Origin of the sequence: Brevibacillus fortis (genome assembly GCF_003013395.1) — a bacterium.
GTDB lineage: Bacteria > Bacillota > Bacilli > Brevibacillales > Brevibacillaceae > Brevibacillus > Brevibacillus fortis.
Map to the genome: position 1 here is coordinate 124,731 of NZ_PXZM01000029.1, position 16,180 is coordinate 140,910.

Sequence of the window (16,180 nt, forward strand, 5' to 3'; positions counted from 1 at the left end):
CTTATTCAGATCGAATCGCTTGCAGTGCACTTAAACGAGACGCGCGAATCGCCGGGAAGATTCCCGCCAATACCCCAATAATAAAGGAGAAGCCAATCGCAAACAGTGCCAGCCAGCTCGGAATGACCGCTAGCTTTGTCGGCTCAGCCTCAGGATCTCCTCCACCGCCAAAGCCCATGTTCAGACTATCCAAGAGACCGCCAGACGCACCAAAGTAGTTCACGAGCTCAACCGCTCCCCACGCCATGCCAAGACCAGCCAGTCCACCTATCAAGCCAATAAAGCCTGATTCCATTAAGAACAGCCAGCGAATATTCAACACAGTGGCTCCGATTACTTTCATGATGCCAATTTCTTTGGTTCGTTCCAAAATCGACATGATCATCGTATTGACGATTCCAATGGTTGCAACCAGCAAGGAGATTGCTGCAATTCCTCCGAGGACCATCTGTATGACGAAGAAGAAGTTATTGATGGTTTCCAGCTCACGTGCAGGCGACCATACTTCAAAGCCCTTTTCCTTCAACGCTTTGACGACACCCTCGACTTTTTCCCGAGATTCTACCTTGACTGTAATTCTGTCAAATTCAAATGTATCCTTTTTTGCTTTATCGCGTGAGCGGCGCGATGCACCCTCTTCAACTTCGTCACCTCGACTGCGCGTGACCCACTCGTTCAGCTCTTTCACAACGTTAATTGGTACATAAACCGCTGCTGACGAGTTACGTTCTTCAGACTTCTTTAGTTGACCGACAACCTTCACACGCAGTTCTTTTTTCTCGTATTTCGGTTCATCGTCGATGCGATATTCTCGTGACAAGATGAGAGTCCCTGCTCTGTCTACGAGATTGAAGGCCAGTGCTTCTCCGCCACCGATATCAGGCGGCGGCATGTTGGACATTTCATTACGGCCACCGCCGGCCTTTCTTCGCCGTTCCTCGCGCTTTTCCTTTTCTACGTCGCGCAATTCTCTGGAGACATCGAAAGCAACAACGATCTCTTGTGGTGCCCCTGTCAGATAGCTTCCTTTTTCAATGTCATTTTTGCGATAGGCAGCCGACTCACTCACATCGACGCCAATAAGCTGTACGTGACCTTCTCGTCTACCTACCTTCAGCTTCGCTTGCTCACGTAATTCTTTTATCGGCATAACTGCCTGAATGCCAGGAATCTTTTTTAATTCCTGCACCGCTTGCATATTCAGCTTCTTGACTTTATCCTCTGGAACATCAATCCATTCGCCATTTTCCTCGTACCAACGCAACGGCTCGACGTCCATCTCTGTCAAGTTCCCGAAGTTCTCCAAGCTTTTTACTGCACTTTCCTTAAGCCCTAAACTAAGTGCCATCATCGCGACGATTGCAGCCGTACCGATCATGACACCAACCGACGTGAGGGCTGTCCGCAGCTTCATTCGCCACAGATTCCTCCAGACGATGCGAAAAGAATCCATTACTTTCACTGTTTGTTCACCTCATACCCTCGCCTACGCTGGTCTTGTCCTTTTTTGTACAACCCGTCCGTCCTGGAGATAAATAACGCGGTCGGACTGTTCCGCTACTTCCTGCTCATGGGTAACGATGATGAACGTAGTCCCATTTTCCTTGTTCATTTCTCTCATTAATAGGAGAATCTCTTGTTCTGTCTTCGAGTCCAGGTTACCCGTCGGCTCATCCGCCAAGATGATGCCTGGCTGATTGACGAGCGCTCTCGCAATACTGACACGCTGCTGTTGTCCACCACTAAGCTCATTGGGTCTGTGGTGGATACGACCTTCCAGCCCTACACGGTGTAGGATTTCCGTTGCTTTCTCCCGACGTTTTTTCTTGCTTTCGCCCGCAAAAATCAAGGGAAGCTCTACGTTTTCCAACGCTGTCAGATTTGGGAGCAGATTGTATGACTGGAAGATAAAGCCCATATTTTTACGGCGAAACATGCATAGTTCGTTTTCGCTGTAACTGGAAATCACTGCTCCGCTAACCGTGACACTCCCTTCCTCCGGCTTGGTCAAGCCTGCAAGCAAATTCAAGAGCGTAGACTTGCCTGAACCCGACGAGCCGCACAGAGCCACGAATTCTCCCTGGTTGATATGAAGGTTGATATCAAACAGCACGGGCACTTTGATTTTTCCCGTTCCGTAGCTGTGATTGACCGCTGTCACCGTCAGCTCTCCTGTTGAATTGACCATCGTTTGTCGCACCTCATTCGTTCTTTCAAAATGGAAGCTTTCGTAAACATCACATACTAAAGACGTAACATTTCGCAAAACGTAACGCTCTTTCAGAAACAATTTACGATTTACGTAAATAACAATATTTTCTTCAAAAATATGTAACAGCTATGTAACCTTTTGCAGCCCGTTACGTCATACAATGTAGATGTCAACAAACCATGGAGGGTCGAAGAAGATGACTATCTATCGCTTTTTATTTGAAACAGCAACACGCAGATGGGTTGAAATCATCAAGGCACCCAGTATGTTTGAGGCAGCAAAGCAAGCCAAACAACTTGCAACCAAGCGTTCCAAGTCCATGTCCACTACCATCAGCTTCTCTTTCCACCACGCTGCTTCTCAAGCATAAATGCACACATACATAAACCGCTTACCCGCTATGGGAGGCGGTTTTTATATTTTGGGGGATATTATTGACAGCACGGATTTCTTCCTCTTTAATAGAGAGAGAGGCATTACAGTGCATGACAGTACAGATCCGCTTAGATTGTGCAGCGGTATACAAAGGGAGATAATCACAATGACCATGAAGAAAGCACTCACCATTGCAGGTTCCGACACCAGCGGCGGAGCTGGTCAGCAAGCAGACCTCAAAACGTTTCAGGAGCTTGGTGTTTTCGGGATGACCGCCCTCACCGTTATCGTAGCTCAAGATCCACATAACGAATGGTTTCACGAAGTGTTTCCGATCGATGTTGCGATCTTGGAAAAACAAATCGAAACCGTACTTTCCGGAATTGGCGTAGATGCTGTAAAAACAGGGATGCTCGGAACCACTGAACTGGTTGACCTCGCTACCCGTAAAATAAAACAATATGATCTGAAAAATGTTGTCGTTGACCCTGTGATGATCTGTAAGGGTGCAGATGAAGCCCTCCATCCAGAAATTGCAGTCAGCCTGCGTGAAGTCTTGCTCCCACACGCGACAGTTGCGACTCCTAACCTGTTCGAAGCGGGTATTCTCAGCCAAATGGGCGCACTGAAAAGCGTCGATGACATGAAGGAAGCGGCGAAGCGCATCCACGACTTCGGCACCTCTTATGTCGTTGTAAAAGGCGGCAGCAAGCTTCAAAGCGGCAATGCCGTAGATGTTTTCTATGACGGAAAAACGATCGAGGTATTAGAATCAGAGCGCTTTGAGACGAGCTTTACTCATGGTGCTGGCTGCACATTCTCAGCTGCAATCTGTGCTGAATTGGCAAAAGGAAGCTCTGTGAACAACGCAGTAGCTGTCGCCAAAGAATTTATTACCGAAGCGATTCGCCACTCGTTTGCGCTCAATAAATATGTGGGACCTACTAATCACGGTGCGTACCGCATGAAAAAGCACGGCGAAGCGATTTGCTAATCACGTATTGGTAAGCAAAAACTCCTGACCATCTCCGAGGCTTCTCGGCAGGTCAGGAGTTTTCTTATGTTTACGCTTGTTTTTTGATGGCGACCTCGGGTTTGATTGGGGCAACTTTTCGATTCAGGCGCACGGAAGACACTGTAAATACGATGAGTGCAGACCAGATGAATCCAAAGCTGATAAGATGTACCTGTGTGAAAGGCTCACCGAACAAGAAAACAGCTGATAGGAGCGATATCGTAGGCGCCAAGTATTGGATGAAGCCCACAACGGAAAGTGGAAGTCTAGTCGTTGCTTGGGCGAACCAGTAGAGCGGCATGGCAGTAGCTACCCCAGCCAGCGTCAGCAACAAGAGTTGCCACCACACTAAGGATGTCATCGTCTCCGTCCCATTGACCTGTAGCATCAACAGATAACCGAAAGCAATAGGCGCCACAAACAGCGTCTCCCACGCCAAGCCGATCATCGCTTCCATCCGGACGACCTTTTTCGCTAAGCTGTAAAAAGCGAAGGTCAGGGCAAGCGATAGAGAGACCCATGGAATCTCACCATACTGGAAGGTGATGAACAAGACTCCGAAAGCGGCGAGTACAAGCGCGAGCCATTGCCCGGCATTCAATTTTTCTTTTAAGAAAATGACTCCGAGCAGTACGGTGATGAGAGGATTCATGTAGTAGCCAAGACTCGTTTGCATGACTTGATCGTTATTTACTGCCCAGATAAAAATGAGCCAGTTTGCGCTGATCAGCAGTGAACATATCGCTAATGCTCCGAACATTTTAAAACCAGTAACCGCGCTCCACATACTGCGCCAACGTTTCGTTACCTGAATAATGATTGCGACAAAAATAATAGACCAGACGATTCGATGAGCGAGTATCTCCCATGCCCCCATTGCCTGAAACAGCTTCCAATAGAGCGGGAGTAACCCCCAAGCCAAATACGCCACAATTGCGTAAATAATCCCCTGTCTCATCCTTGCTCCTCCATGTGTTTCGCCTTCTCTTTCTCTATAGACGACTTTTTGAACTTCTTCTCTATCGAGTAGTGTAACGGAAATATGAAAAAACAGCTATGTATTCTCACGAAGTATAATGGGTCCCCTACACTTTCGTCCGTTACCATATTACCAATGCATGCAGCTAGTAAATTACCTTAGTAGCACAGTGAAGCATGGACAAAAATTTTATTGTACCACTTTTATACCTGTAGTACAATAGTCATTATTCTTCCGAGTTTAGTCATACGAAAGGAACTTTTACTTATGACATACTGGCGATCTATCTTTTTAGTTTTATTCGGTGCGTGCAGCTACGGCGTCCTCTCAATCTTCATGAAGCATGCTTTTCAACTCGGCTTTACCCCATTTGAAATGAGCGGGAGCCAATTGATTTTTGGCGGCTTGATCATGACAGTCATGGCCATCTTTTTCTCCAAGCAACGGTTTTCGTTCAAGTATTTGATGCTTTTGGCACCAGCCAGCCTCATGATGGCCTCAACCAGTCTTTTTTACCATCAGGCTGTTAGCCGGGTCTCTGCTTCACTCGCAATCGTTCTCCTCTTTCAGTTTACCTGGATTGGTGTCTTGCTGGAGGCGATTGTCGATCGCAAATGGCCGACCGCTGAAAAATGGGTGTCTCTGGTTATGCTTGGAGCAGGGACGGTTCTTGCAAGCGGACTTGGCGAAAGTGGCATTCAGAGTGTAGACATGGTGGGATTGATCTTCGGTCTGCTGTCTGGCGCGACCTTTGCCCTGGTTATTTTCTTTAGCGGACGAATTCTCCCTGGAATGGATCCCTATTTGCGAAGCGCCATTTCAATTAGTACGGCTGCCCTGATGCTCTCGATCGTTTATCCACCCACTTTCCTGGTAAATGGTCAGCTTCTGCAAGGTCTGCTACCGCTCGGTCTTATAGTTGCGATCTTCGGTTCGGTCATCCCGATCTTCTGTTTGGCAGTCGGTGTGCCCCGGATCGGCAATGGCCTGGCTACTATTTTAAGTGCAGTCGAGCTGCCTACAGTCGTGCTCTTGTCGAGCTTCGTGCTTCAAGAGACTGTCTCTCTCCCTCAATGGGGTGGCGTTTTTATGATTCTTGCTGCCATTTGTGTACCGCAAGTAAAATGGCGGAAACTATTCTCCCCTTCTCGCGCCCTCGAGCAGGAAAGAATGTAGTGCAGTTCCAATAAACAGTATATAAATGGCGTGCAGACGAGCTGATTCTGCACGCTTTTTTTGTTGCTATACCCCTTCTTATAGAAGGAAGGTAGATTCTCTCGCTCGAATGTATTTGCGATAGACTGCCACGCAAGGGGGAAAAGGTATGGAAAAACGGCATAGGGTGCTATTCCAGCAGCTTGAGGATTATCGACAGGAGACATTAAAAGCAATCGATGGTTTGACGGATGAAGATGTGAACCTTATACCCGATGGTTTCTCAAACAATATCTTGTGGAATCTGGGACATATCTATCTCGACCAGTATTTATGGATTGCCCACCTTACAAAAGAAACGATCTCGTTATCCCCTGGCTTCAACGAATGGTTTAACTTCGGGACAAAACCTGCTGACTGGGATACCCCACCACCAAAACTCGCAGTGCTTGTCTCCCTTTTACAAGAACAACCTCAGAAGATACAAGCCGCTTACAAGGATCGATTAGAAGAAGAGTTTCCCGCAACTGAATCCGGCATGCATACGATTGCACAAGTGCTTGTCCGAACGATTTTTCACGAAGGGGTGCATCTCGCATCAATCAACACAATCCGGAGGTTTCTAGGCAAATGAACCAGATCATAACTCCTATTTTTCGTATGTTTGACGTGGAAAAGGCAAGAGAGTTTTATGTAGACTTTCTAGGTTTTCAGGTTGATTGGGAGCATCGTTACGAGGAGCATTTTCCTTTGTATATGCAAATTTCGTCTCCATCGTGCACGCTCCATCTGTCCGAGCATCACGGAGATGCTTGTCCTGGTTCCGCAATTCGCGTGCAGGTAGTGAACATTGAGCTTTTTCACCAGTCACTGGTGCGTCAAGAATACAAGTACGCTTGTCCCGGTCTGGAGGAGACACCATGGGGAACTCGTGAAGTGAGCGTGACTGATCCTTTTGGCAATCGCCTTCACTTTTATCAGCCTGTCGATCATTCGTAGACGAATACAAAGAAAGCCCAGCAGGAGTTCCTTTACAGGAGCCACTGCTGGGCTATTTCATTTTACATTTTCATCATAAATGGGGCGATCGATGGGACTTGAACCCACGAGTGCCGGAGCCACAATCCGGTGCGTTAACCCCTTCGCCACGACCGCCATGTATAGGGTTTGCTTGGTGCGGTCGAGAGGACTTGAACCTCCACGGTGTTGCCACCACTAGAACCTGAATCTAGCGCGTCTGCCAATTCCGCCACGACCGCATATGAAAATGGTGGAGGCTGACGGGATCGAACCGCCGACCCTCTGCTTGTAAGGCAGATGCTCTCCCAGCTGAGCTAAGCCTCCAGATACCCCACAAAGTGACGCCAATACAATGAAGCATATTCCGAGTACTTTGCGGGGGCCCCGGATTACTATACGGGATGTTTAAGTGACCCGTAGGGGATTCGAACCCCTGTATGACAGCGTGAAAGGCTGCTGTGTTAAACCGCTTCACCAACGGGCCAAGTATGATGGCGGATGGAGTGGGATTTGAACCCACGAGACGGTTCGACACCGCCTACACGATTTCCAATCGTGCTCCTTCGGCCGCTCGGACATCCATCCATCGTGCCTGCAAGCGTTCGCTTCGGCAAGAATTAATCTATCATATTCACAACATGATTTCAAGTGATATTTTCAAAGTTTTTCCCTTGTTCGAACATCGGATATAAAAAAGGGAGATTGCCTAAAGCAACTTCACTTGTTGTTCAATATGATACAAGTAGTATCCCTTTATAAGACGGAGTGATGTCAGTTGTCAAAAAGAAATCGTCGTTCAGGAGGCTTCCCCTGTTTGTACGGAAACTGGTGTGGGCCTGGATGCTCCGGGCCGGGTGCGCCGATTGATGACGTCGACAGATGCTGCAAGCGACATGATGATTGCTATCGAAAGCACGGCTATTTTTCTTGTCATTGCGATCAGGAGCTGGTGCGTTGCCTTCGAAATAAAGTAAACAATTCGACGGAAAAAGGGAGAATGGCTGGACTCATCTCGAATTTTTTCTCTCGAACAGGGTGCTCTCCCAACAATCCCCGCTAGTTTTTTCTGAATCGTTCTCTTTCTCAGTTTTCATACAAAAATTGGTAACAACTTGGACATGAATCAGACATAATTCCCTTGTTTTTCCTTGTATTTTTTTGGTACTCTATTGAATGTCCAAGGAGGGTACGCAGCGTGGAATTGCACATACGAACAGACGCCAGTGTGGCGCTGACGTTAAAGAGAGAAATTATATGTCATGGTATTTCCCGTTTTTATGTCCGTCCATACGATGATGATCAAGTAGAATTTATATTCCTAGCACTATCAGAGCACCAGAAGAAGCTGCTGTCTTATTCACTACGAAATTACAGCTACTGTCTAACATATCTAGCTTAATCGTTCTACGGCCATTTTTCCTCCCCTTTTTCAAGGGGAATTTTTATTCTTATTTTTCGATGTAACCAAAACGGCGCACTTCGTCTGGTGTCAAGTTATACAACGCATTCAAAAATTCGATTTGGAAACTGCCAGGACCTACTCCTGCTGCTTTTTCTGCTGCCAGCTGCGCAGCAACACCGTAGCATACCAATGCCGCAGCTCCTGCGATCAGCTTGTCATTCGCAACGGCTGCAAACGCTCCCATAACAGATGTTAACAAACAGCCTGTTCCGGTCACCTTCGTTAAGATTGGATGACCATTATGGATCGAGTAAGTCGTTTCTCCATCCGAAATCACATCGACCTTGCCTGTAATTGCGACAATTGTCTTTAGCTTTTTCGCTGCTGCTCTCGCTAGGTCCGCGACATCTCCTCCCGCTTCCTTCGCATCTACACCTTTAATCTCCCAGCGCTCCCCGATGACATTAGCAATCTCGGCAGCATTTCCTCTAATGAAGGTAAGGTCGAGCTCCTGCGCAAGATATTGACTTGTCTCAGTTCGGTACGATGTAGCCCCCGCTCCCACAGGATCAAACAAAACAGGCACTCCATGTTGATTCGCCGATTTTCCTGCGATCACCATCGCTTCTATCTCATGCTCATTCAATGTCCCTATATTCAATACAAGAGCTCCAGCGATCTTTGCCATATCTGCCACCTCTTGTTTGGCATACGCCATGACAGGTGATGCACCAAGGGCTAACAAGCCATTCGCTGTATAGTTCGTGACAACTACGTTCGTCATGTTATGGACAAGTGGATTTTCCTCGCGCACTTTAATTAGTAATTGCCCGATTGTCTCCAGAATCATGATCGTTACCCCTTTCATCTTGAACGACGACTCGTGGAATCATCTTGTACACCTCGATGACTTCCCCTAATATAGAATGCTCTTGCATGACGCCAATGATGATATACGAGTGTTTTAAGATGGGTAATTCGCGCATGTCAGCTACGATTTTCCACGTTTTCCCATCATCGTCTGTCACGCTAGCACTGAAGGAGACTCTTCCCGCCCCTTCCTTCAAAATGTCCACGGCATCAAGGACCCCACATATTTTCATCCGATCATCTGGATGCATAATCCGGTTTTCCTCGACCCATTTCAGCTTCATTTCTTCTACTTTTAATGTTTTCCATCGATCAAGGAACTCCCAATCTTTGGAATGTGGAAATATATGCTTCGTTTGCTCGAGGAAGGTGTTGTACTCTCCGTGAAGCTGATCTACATAATCATCTACATCCTCAGAAATCACGCGAATAGAATCCTCTCCGCATGTACGGATGTGGTGAGCCAGGTATTTGAAGGACTCGATCATGTCAAAGTTCCCCCAACCCCAGGCCTGTTCGCCGAAAACTCCCCCCCGGGTTCGGCATTTTAGGCAGGTGAAGTAATAGTATGTAGGCATATCTGTTCCCCTATCTCCCCTATTTTGTCTCTCTTTTGGTATCGGTTGAGGAAGCGCAGCAATTTATGTTACATTCGAACCTATTTTTTGAAACTTCTCACGCAATTTGTTCACAATTTAACTCCTGTTATTTAGTGTAAGTTAAATCACAAAAGGTGGCTCCCCCCAAAATTTTTCAGGAAGCCACTCTTCATTATACTCCTTTTATGGCAATAAGAGGGTTACATTTTGCGACGACAGATGCAAGATTTGCTCCCACAACTGAATCGATGATTTGATCCACATCTTTATAGGCTTGCGGGCATTCATCAAGGATGGACGTGAGCGAACGGTGATTCACCATGATCTCATCTTCCTGTCCCACACGCATTGCCTGCTCGAATTGATCGATCGTCACTAGCTCTTTGGTTGCCTTGCGGGAACGGACACGCCCTGCACCATGACAGATCGAATAAAAGTTTTTGGCTCCGGCATCAGATCCGACCATGATATAGGACGATGTTCCCATAGAGCCTGGGATCAAAGCTGGATGTCCCGTTTCACGGTAAGCCTTCGGATTTTGGAAATGGCCTGCCGGCAGCGCCTTCGTCGCTCCTTTGCGGTGGACGAGCATCGGTGTGTTGCGGTGGAATTCTTTCAAGGCGTAATTATGCATTAAGTCATACAGGACTGGCGTACGCATCTCACTTCCGAATACATCCTGAAACGCCTTCTCCACTGAAAATCCAATCATATGCCGATTCGTTACCGCAAAGTTCAGAGCAGAGTACATCAAATTCAAATACTGTTTCCCTTCCTCGCTTTGGATCGGAGCATAAACCAGGCTCGGTTCGGGATTCGTGATCCCCCATTTGTACATGACTTCCTTGAAGCTTTTGGTATAATCACGCCCTAGCATTGCCCCCCACGCCCGTGAACCGGAATGAATCATGATGACGACCTGGCCGTCGAACAGTCCCCACGCTTTTGCAATCTCCCTGTTCTCCTCCGCGATCTCGATATGTTGGATTTCAATAAAGTGGTTTCCGCCCCCCAATGTTCCCAATTGGCCCCAAGCACGACTCCAAGATTTTTGCGGGATTTGCTCAAGGAAGGAATGGTCGAATTCAAATGTGTACTTTTCCACATGCGAGAAAGAACGACTTAGTGTGTCAGGCGCCACTTCTGTGTCCGGAATGTAGTTGCCAGGCAGTCCTTTCAAGCCATGCTTCACCACTTCTTCCAAGCGAATATCTGTAAAATGCGTATTTCCCCGTTCGTTTGTCGGGACGTACGCTTCGATCGCTTCGATCAATGCACGTTTTAGACTCTTGTCTTTGAGGTCGTCTCGATGCAAGGGAGTCAGATGCACACGCATTCCACACCCAATGTCTGATCCTACGATGGAAGGCGAGACAAATCCATCGGCAAAATTCCAAACCGCTGTCGTCCCAATGCACGTTCCGACGCCGACATGCGCATCAGGTGTATACGAAAAATACACATTTCGCGGAATACGCAGATTATTGTCTGCCATTTGAAATACACGTTCACCGAAGCTCGCAAAGACTTCGTCATTCGCAAAAACGTGCACATTTCCATGCTCCAGCTTCACTTCACGATGGTTGTTTCCATGCAATATTGTTTTCATCATCCATTTCTCCTGTCTTTCGCAGCCTGTGCTGTTTTTCATACCCTTATTTTCCATCGGCGCATCTGTTTTGAACATGGTAAAAGTATTACGAACCTCTTTTTATCATTGACTTCTCTTCAGCCTCTTCGTAATATGAGGACTAATTTGGAAATAAATGACGAATGAATAAGGATGAGTGTAATGGCACGCGAAAGCTTTGACAAAGAGCTGCAATTGCTCCGTCTCCTGTTTTTGACCGCTGGCGCTTACAATCGTCAGCAATTGGCAGAGCGGCTTGGGATCTCCGTTCATACCCTAGATAAAACGATAAAAAAGCTGAAAGACATCCAATCGACTTTTTACCAGCATGTAGGCGATGAGGAGAAAAAAGAGTATTACGCGCAGCTTCGTTACAACTATTTTGAGGTGACGGACAATTTCTTGATGTTTTTATACCATGCAAAATCATTGAAGGACTCGGAAGTAGAGCGACTGTCGCACATCTTGGAAAAGCTCAGACAGCAGCCTCACTCCATTAAAGACTTGCTGGATACGTTTGTGGATACAGAGCCTGATGAAAAAACAATTCGCCAGGACATGAAATACCTCGAAGAAATTGGCGTGATTAAAAACGTTAGTGAGGTCAGACCGTACGTCTATCAATTCGACGGTGAGCTGCTGGACTCGTTGACGGACGACGAGCTATTGGATCTGTATGATTTCATCGACTTCATGGCCAATACACAACTGCCGGCCGTCCCTGGTTATCTCCTGCAAGAAAAAGTGAAGCGTTATCTCAAATTTCGCTTGAAGCGAACCGATGCATCTGCGTTTTTATACAAATATCATTTCGTCTCACGTATTCTCGATGAATATCAAGCTTTGCTTCTCACCGAAGCCATTCGTCAGCGAAACATCGTTGAATTTCACTATTACACGCCCAAACGCCTAAAGTTTTACGATTCCCAAAATACGAATCCGGCTTTCCAAAGGGATACATCGGGGCGACATCAAAAAGTGATTCCGCTCCGGGTTATTTTTGATCATCAATACGGCAGATGGTACTTGCTGGCACAAGGATGCGGCAATGGTCCGCTGCGCAAATACCGTGTGGAAGGAATGACCAAGCTAGTAACAGGCAGATCGGTCACGCGAGACATTTTCTCTTCCTTGCAAGCAAGTGCGGATGAGCGCATTGCCCACAGCTGGCTAATTGATACTGGAAAACTCGTAACCGTACGCCTTCGCTTTTTCCAGCCTCGCGACACGCCTCATTCCTTTATCCAAGAGCGAGTGGAGGCACAAGGGCAATGGGGGATTGTGACAGAAGAATCACGTGAGAGCTTTGTCTATGAGATCAAAGTGAACAGCACGATGGAAATTACACCGTGGATTCGCAGCTTCGGTTCAAGCGTCGAAGTCCTTGAACCGCTGTTTCTTCGCAAGCAATTCCAAAAAGAATGGGAGGAGCTGCTCGCCTACTATGAATTTGTTTGACAAGATACACAATTACCAGCTAGTGACACGGCTGGATGAAGCGGGTGTTTATCCGGTAACCTCACACGAAAAAGCGTGGCTCGCCTTGATGCTAGCGAATCCATCTGCGGGAGAAATTTTCGAGCCCGCGACACTCGATAAGCTTCGTCGTTTGACAGACATGTCAGAGAGCGAATCGACCGAACAAGAACGTTTCGTAGAAAAAGCCCAAACTCAGGCCAAACAGCTCTGGAGCCCACACGTGCGCACCCTGCGGCGAATCATTCTCGGCAAAAACCACATAAAAATAACCGCAGCCACGAACAAAGGCCGGGTTTTTCGCGATCAGCGAGGAGTTCCCTACAAGCTGGAATATTCACTTGCCAAGAAGGCCTGGTACCTGATCTGGCTGAACATGTCTTCCAACCGCGTGATCACGACTCCGCTGCATCTCATTCGCTCCGTCGACGAGCTTTACATAGAAGATGTATGGTATGACAGTTTTTTACCGACCATTTCGAAACAGATCCAACAGCGCAAGCAGATGGCAAAAATCGTGATCATCCGCCGTTACAACGCAGAGCTGCAGCGCATATTGTACGCCTTTTCCTGCTTTGACAAAGAGGTCGCTTTTGACCCCGAATTACAAGTGTATACGATCACCCTGCATTTTCTATCCGACGAGCAGGAGTTTATTTTATCGCGCATTCGTTTTCTCGGCCTGCGGGTAAAAATAGTAGAAAACGATCAACTCAAACAGCGAATGGCAGAGTCGGCAACGAATGCCTTGGCAAGATACACAGAACCACCACTTTGATTGTCCCAAAAAATCAGGAAATCATACCCTATTCGATTTCCTGCATTTCCCTTATTATAATTCAGGTGAGATAGTAGCTAATCCAAGGCAGAGGTAGAAATGATGAAAACAACATGTAAAAAAGCGTCTCTCATATGTGGGCTATGGCTTAGTTTGTCATGGCCGTTTCTTACAGAGCCGGCGCAAGCAGCAAGTGTCATCCAGGCAAAAGTGGTCGCAACCTCTCTCAACGTTCGCAGTGAACCAGCCCCCAATGCTTCCGTTGTGGCTACCGTGCCGTATGGAGCCGTCGTGACGATTACGGATGAAGCATACGGTTGGGCAAAAATTAGATACAATCAAAAGGTAGGCTGGGTCGCGGGGTATTACTTGCAAAAAGGAGCGGTAACGAGTACAGGTTCGGCTTCTTCACCAGCCACAACATCCACTGTCAAAAGCAAGCAAGGCACGGTTTTGGCCGATTCGCTTCGAATGCGAAAAGGGCCAAGCACGAGCCATGAGATTATTCTTTCGCTGCCCAGTGGAACCCGTGTAGACATTTTGAAAAAGCAAGGAGATTGGATCCAAGCGCGAACTTCGAGCGGACAAACAGGCTGGGTCTCTGCGACGTATATTGGTGATGCCAAAGCCAACACTCCTGTTTCCAAAAGCTCCAAAGCGCCAGGCTTAAAAGGAAAAGTCATCGTCATCGACCCGGGACATGGTGGTTCAGATGTCGGGACACAGGGAACGAAGTGGAATAGCATGGAAAAAACGTTGAATTACAAAACGTCCATGCTGCTCGCCAGCAAACTGCGACAACGAGGTGCGCAAGTCTTCATGACGAGGACAAGTGACACAGAAAAGCCTTCGCTCTCGCAGCGTGTCGCTTATAGCGAATCCAAGGCGGCAGATGCCTTCATCAGCATCCATTACAATTCTTCTCTGAAGCCAAATAGCGGTACCCTGACGTTTTATTATTCGCAAGACAAAGATGAGCCGTTAGCTCGAGCGATTGAGTCTCGCTTGGCAGGTGGCATCGGACTCCGAAGCAACGGCATTTCATTCGGCAATTATCATGTCCTGCGAGAAAACGACGATCCGTCCGTATTAATTGAACTTGGCTTCCTATCGAATCCAAAGGATGAAGGCATCGTCCGTACAGCTTCCTATCAGGACAAAGCTGCGCAGGCGATTACGGAAGCACTCGCTGATTATTTCGGTCGATAATCATACGGCTGGACACTGTAAGAGAACAGCTTCCGCTCGAATTTTCCTTTGGCACCAATGATCTGATACCAGGTCTCACCGATCAGCAAATCGGTGGCGAAATCTTTCTCCAGCAGATTGGTGATCGCTTCTATGACCGCTTTCTCATTGTCTTTTTGAATTCTCAACGACAAGGCCAGGACGAAATACGCCTGGTCTTCTTCCATTTCCAACAAATGCAGCCGGGCTGTACCGCGGCGTTTAGCGTTGAAACCGTCGATCACATTCGACAGGCTCTTTTTTGCCTGCACTTTATACTTTGTCGCTTCCCTCCAGGCGGTAATAACCGAATCGTACAACGAAAACGTCAGGATGAAATGGCTGGCGTAATCCTTCGGGTCAAAAGGCTCCGGTCCGATTTGCTTCTCATCCGCCGGTATGACGACGAATGCTTTGTAGTTGCTAAAAAACGGATCGCTCATGGCAGGTCCTTTCCTTCGATAGTCTTCTGTGTTGGTTAGTATCCACTAGGGAAGCAGGATATTATGTACAAAAACGGCCATAAACGTTCAAAAGGCCAAGTCGACATGAAAACCGACTTGGCCTTTTGCTTGCTTTTGTATAGGCATGTTTTTTCAACTGAATATCTACTCATTACCGGTGGGTCATCGAGACGTTTCCATGCCCGTGCTCCTCTTCCATGACCGCCATTCCTGCACCACGATGTACGGTCCAGGTGATGACTTGGCTGGAAATGACAACGGCCAAAATAGTATACATCATCTCTTTCATCGGTACGAACCAGAACGACATGCAAAGCACAATGACGTCCAGTAAAAGAAAGACCGTACCAATGGACAATCCCGTGTACTTACTGATCAACAGGGAGAAAATATCGTCTCCACCTGTCGCAGCTCCATAGCGCAGAACCAATCCGGTGCCCAGCCCGGTCAATACACCGGACAAGACAGACGCCAGCGGCATCATTCTGCTCATATCCATGACAATCGGTGAAAAACGTTCAAACAAATCGTAAAATCCAGTAAAAGCAAGGGATGCAAAAATGGTGTCCCAAATGAACTGGCGGCCTCTTACTAACCAGGCAACCAAAAACAGTGGAATATCCAGCAAAAGCATCACCATCGCTGGCGGTAAGTCAAAGGCGTATTTCGCCAATAACCCCAAGCCAACAAACCCACCTTCAGACAAATGGTTCTGAAAGTTAATGTGATAATACGCAAAAGCAAGTAAACAAGCTCCAAACAAAATCATACTATAACGCTTAGATAACTGCAGCGCTCTCCTCATCATGGTTTCCTCGCATTTTTGTCGGTTTAGACACAGACGACCAACCGACTACCGAGGAACATCGAAAGTATAAGTCGCTACTCATACAAAGGGCCTCGCTTTCGTAGTAGATTAGTCGTCTTCAGTGACGAGCGACTACTACGAAGCTAGATGTAGGAGAGGTCAAAACGTTT

General features: G+C 47.3%; 16 protein-coding genes and 5 tRNA genes. 8 read left to right on the top strand and 13 right to left on the bottom strand.

Annotation, left to right across the window (positions count from 1 at the left end; translation table 11 throughout):
• Nucleotide 1: 1 nt before the first annotated feature.
• Both C7R93_RS18030 and C7R93_RS18035 read right to left on the bottom strand, forming a co-directional pair.
• A complete protein-coding gene (locus C7R93_RS18030) occupies nucleotides 2–1,462 on the bottom strand; it encodes an ABC transporter permease (protein ID WP_106840113.1) in 1,461 nt (486 codons plus the stop codon).
• 24 nt (nucleotides 1,463–1,486) lie between these two features.
• Complete coding sequence (locus C7R93_RS18035; RefSeq protein ID WP_106840114.1) at nucleotides 1,487–2,188, bottom strand: ABC transporter ATP-binding protein; 702 nt, start codon at nucleotides 2,186–2,188, stop codon at nucleotides 1,487–1,489.
• Between the two features lie 220 nt (nucleotides 2,189–2,408).
• Between C7R93_RS18035 and C7R93_RS30345 the strand changes: the two genes are divergently transcribed.
• Nucleotides 2,409–2,582, top strand: a complete 174-nt coding sequence (locus tag C7R93_RS30345; RefSeq protein WP_007723176.1) for a hypothetical protein — start codon at nucleotides 2,409–2,411, stop codon at nucleotides 2,580–2,582.
• A 171-nt stretch (nucleotides 2,583–2,753) separates the two neighbouring features.
• On the top strand, nucleotides 2,754–3,581 hold the full coding sequence (gene pdxK / locus C7R93_RS18040; protein WP_106840115.1) for a pyridoxine/pyridoxal/pyridoxamine kinase: 828 nt from the start codon (nucleotides 2,754–2,756) through the stop codon (nucleotides 3,579–3,581).
• A gap of 70 nt (nucleotides 3,582–3,651) precedes the next feature.
• Here pdxK and rarD read toward each other — a convergent pair whose 3' ends face one another.
• The gene (gene rarD, locus C7R93_RS18045) at nucleotides 3,652–4,560 is read right to left on the bottom strand and encodes an EamA family transporter RarD (RefSeq protein ID WP_106840116.1); all 909 of its coding nucleotides are present in this window, start codon (nucleotides 4,558–4,560) and stop codon (nucleotides 3,652–3,654) included.
• Nucleotides 4,561–4,848: 288 nt separating this feature from the next.
• On the opposite strand from rarD, the gene C7R93_RS18050 reads away from it, so the two are divergent.
• The 3 genes from C7R93_RS18050 to C7R93_RS18060 all read left to right on the top strand — a co-directional run bounded on the left by C7R93_RS18050 (nucleotide 4,849) and on the right by C7R93_RS18060 (nucleotide 6,735).
• Entirely contained in the window at nucleotides 4,849–5,757 is a 909-nt protein-coding gene (locus tag C7R93_RS18050) for an EamA family transporter (RefSeq protein ID WP_106840117.1), read from the top strand.
• 148 nt (nucleotides 5,758–5,905) lie between these two features.
• Nucleotides 5,906–6,370, top strand: a complete 465-nt coding sequence (locus C7R93_RS18055) for a DinB family protein (RefSeq protein ID WP_106840118.1) — start codon at nucleotides 5,906–5,908, stop codon at nucleotides 6,368–6,370.
• Nucleotides 6,367–6,735 carry a glyoxalase superfamily protein gene (locus C7R93_RS18060; protein WP_106840119.1) on the top strand — a complete coding sequence of 123 codons (369 nt, stop codon included), beginning with the start codon at nucleotides 6,367–6,369 and terminating at the stop codon, nucleotides 6,733–6,735. The genes C7R93_RS18055 and C7R93_RS18060 overlap by 4 nt, the downstream gene beginning before the upstream one ends.
• Nucleotides 6,736–6,815: 80 nt before the next feature.
• Here the strand turns inward: C7R93_RS18060 and C7R93_RS18065 are convergent.
• From C7R93_RS18065 to C7R93_RS18110, 8 genes are all read right to left on the bottom strand, one after another.
• Nucleotides 6,816–6,891 (bottom strand) — tRNA-His (locus tag C7R93_RS18065).
• A gap of 17 nt (nucleotides 6,892–6,908) precedes the next feature.
• A tRNA-Leu gene (locus C7R93_RS18070) sits at nucleotides 6,909–6,995 on the bottom strand.
• Between the two features lie 9 nt (nucleotides 6,996–7,004).
• Nucleotides 7,005–7,080: transfer RNA gene (locus C7R93_RS18075), tRNA-Val, on the bottom strand.
• Nucleotides 7,081–7,166: 86 nt separating this feature from the next.
• A tRNA-Glu gene (locus tag C7R93_RS18080) sits at nucleotides 7,167–7,240 on the bottom strand.
• Nucleotides 7,241–7,248: 8 nt separating this feature from the next.
• Nucleotides 7,249–7,341, bottom strand: a tRNA-Ser gene (locus tag C7R93_RS18085).
• 863 nt (nucleotides 7,342–8,204) lie between these two features.
• Nucleotides 8,205–9,008, bottom strand: a complete 804-nt coding sequence (thiM, locus tag C7R93_RS18100; protein ID WP_106840121.1) for a hydroxyethylthiazole kinase — start codon at nucleotides 9,006–9,008, stop codon at nucleotides 8,205–8,207.
• Nucleotides 8,974–9,516 carry a hypothetical protein gene (locus C7R93_RS18105; protein WP_244191576.1) on the bottom strand — a complete coding sequence of 181 codons (543 nt, stop codon included), beginning with the start codon at nucleotides 9,514–9,516 and terminating at the stop codon, nucleotides 8,974–8,976. Before C7R93_RS18105 ends, thiM begins: the two co-directional genes overlap by 35 nt.
• A gap of 283 nt (nucleotides 9,517–9,799) precedes the next feature.
• Nucleotides 9,800–11,236 carry an RtcB family protein gene (locus C7R93_RS18110; RefSeq protein ID WP_106840215.1) on the bottom strand — a complete coding sequence of 479 codons (1,437 nt, stop codon included), beginning with the start codon at nucleotides 11,234–11,236 and terminating at the stop codon, nucleotides 9,800–9,802.
• 183 nt (nucleotides 11,237–11,419) lie between these two features.
• Between C7R93_RS18110 and C7R93_RS18115 the strand changes: the two genes are divergently transcribed.
• From C7R93_RS18115 to C7R93_RS18125, 3 genes are all read left to right on the top strand, one after another.
• Nucleotides 11,420–12,715 (top strand): helix-turn-helix transcriptional regulator, encoded by a 1,296-nt coding sequence (locus tag C7R93_RS18115; protein WP_208637832.1) that lies wholly within the window; start codon nucleotides 11,420–11,422, stop codon nucleotides 12,713–12,715.
• The gene (locus C7R93_RS18120; RefSeq protein ID WP_106840124.1) at nucleotides 12,702–13,511 is read left to right on the top strand and encodes a WYL domain-containing protein; all 810 of its coding nucleotides are present in this window, start codon (nucleotides 12,702–12,704) and stop codon (nucleotides 13,509–13,511) included. Before C7R93_RS18115 ends, C7R93_RS18120 begins: the two co-directional genes overlap by 14 nt.
• 102 nt (nucleotides 13,512–13,613) lie before the next feature.
• Entirely contained in the window at nucleotides 13,614–14,720 is a 1,107-nt protein-coding gene (locus tag C7R93_RS18125; protein ID WP_106840125.1) for an N-acetylmuramoyl-L-alanine amidase family protein, read from the top strand.
• Here the strand turns inward: C7R93_RS18125 and C7R93_RS18130 are convergent.
• A complete protein-coding gene (locus tag C7R93_RS18130; RefSeq protein WP_106840126.1) occupies nucleotides 14,705–15,181 on the bottom strand; it encodes a hypothetical protein in 477 nt (158 codons plus the stop codon). The genes C7R93_RS18125 and C7R93_RS18130 overlap by 16 nt on opposite strands.
• Before the next feature lie 172 nt (nucleotides 15,182–15,353).
• A complete protein-coding gene (locus C7R93_RS18135) occupies nucleotides 15,354–16,010 on the bottom strand; it encodes a YitT family protein (protein WP_106840127.1) in 657 nt (218 codons plus the stop codon).
• Nucleotides 16,011–16,180 lie beyond the last annotated feature (170 nt).

Coding starts and splice junctions, on each gene's coding strand:
- C7R93_RS18120 (WP_106840124.1), top strand. CDS start 12,702: ATGAATTTGTTTGACAAGATACACAATTACCAGCTAGTGACACGGCTG.
- rarD (WP_106840116.1), bottom strand. CDS start 4,560: ATGAGACAGGGGATTATTTACGCAATTGTGGCGTATTTGGCTTGGGGG.
- C7R93_RS18055 (WP_106840118.1), top strand. CDS start 5,906: ATGGAAAAACGGCATAGGGTGCTATTCCAGCAGCTTGAGGATTATCGA.
- C7R93_RS18110 (WP_106840215.1), bottom strand. CDS start 11,236: ATGAAAACAATATTGCATGGAAACAACCATCGTGAAGTGAAGCTGGAG.
- C7R93_RS18050 (WP_106840117.1), top strand. CDS start 4,849: ATGACATACTGGCGATCTATCTTTTTAGTTTTATTCGGTGCGTGCAGC.
- C7R93_RS18105 (WP_244191576.1), bottom strand. CDS start 9,516: ATGATCGAGTCCTTCAAATACCTGGCTCACCACATCCGTACATGCGGA.
- C7R93_RS18135 (WP_106840127.1), bottom strand. CDS start 16,010: ATGATGAGGAGAGCGCTGCAGTTATCTAAGCGTTATAGTATGATTTTG.
- C7R93_RS18130 (WP_106840126.1), bottom strand. CDS start 15,181: ATGAGCGATCCGTTTTTTAGCAACTACAAAGCATTCGTCGTCATACCG.
- C7R93_RS18125 (WP_106840125.1), top strand. CDS start 13,614: ATGAAAACAACATGTAAAAAAGCGTCTCTCATATGTGGGCTATGGCTT.
- thiM (WP_106840121.1), bottom strand. CDS start 9,008: ATGATTCTGGAGACAATCGGGCAATTACTAATTAAAGTGCGCGAGGAA.
- pdxK (WP_106840115.1), top strand. CDS start 2,754: ATGACCATGAAGAAAGCACTCACCATTGCAGGTTCCGACACCAGCGGC.
- C7R93_RS18060 (WP_106840119.1), top strand. CDS start 6,367: ATGAACCAGATCATAACTCCTATTTTTCGTATGTTTGACGTGGAAAAG.
- C7R93_RS18115 (WP_208637832.1), top strand. CDS start 11,420: ATGGCACGCGAAAGCTTTGACAAAGAGCTGCAATTGCTCCGTCTCCTG.
- C7R93_RS30345 (WP_007723176.1), top strand. CDS start 2,409: ATGACTATCTATCGCTTTTTATTTGAAACAGCAACACGCAGATGGGTT.
- C7R93_RS18035 (WP_106840114.1), bottom strand. CDS start 2,188: ATGGTCAATTCAACAGGAGAGCTGACGGTGACAGCGGTCAATCACAGC.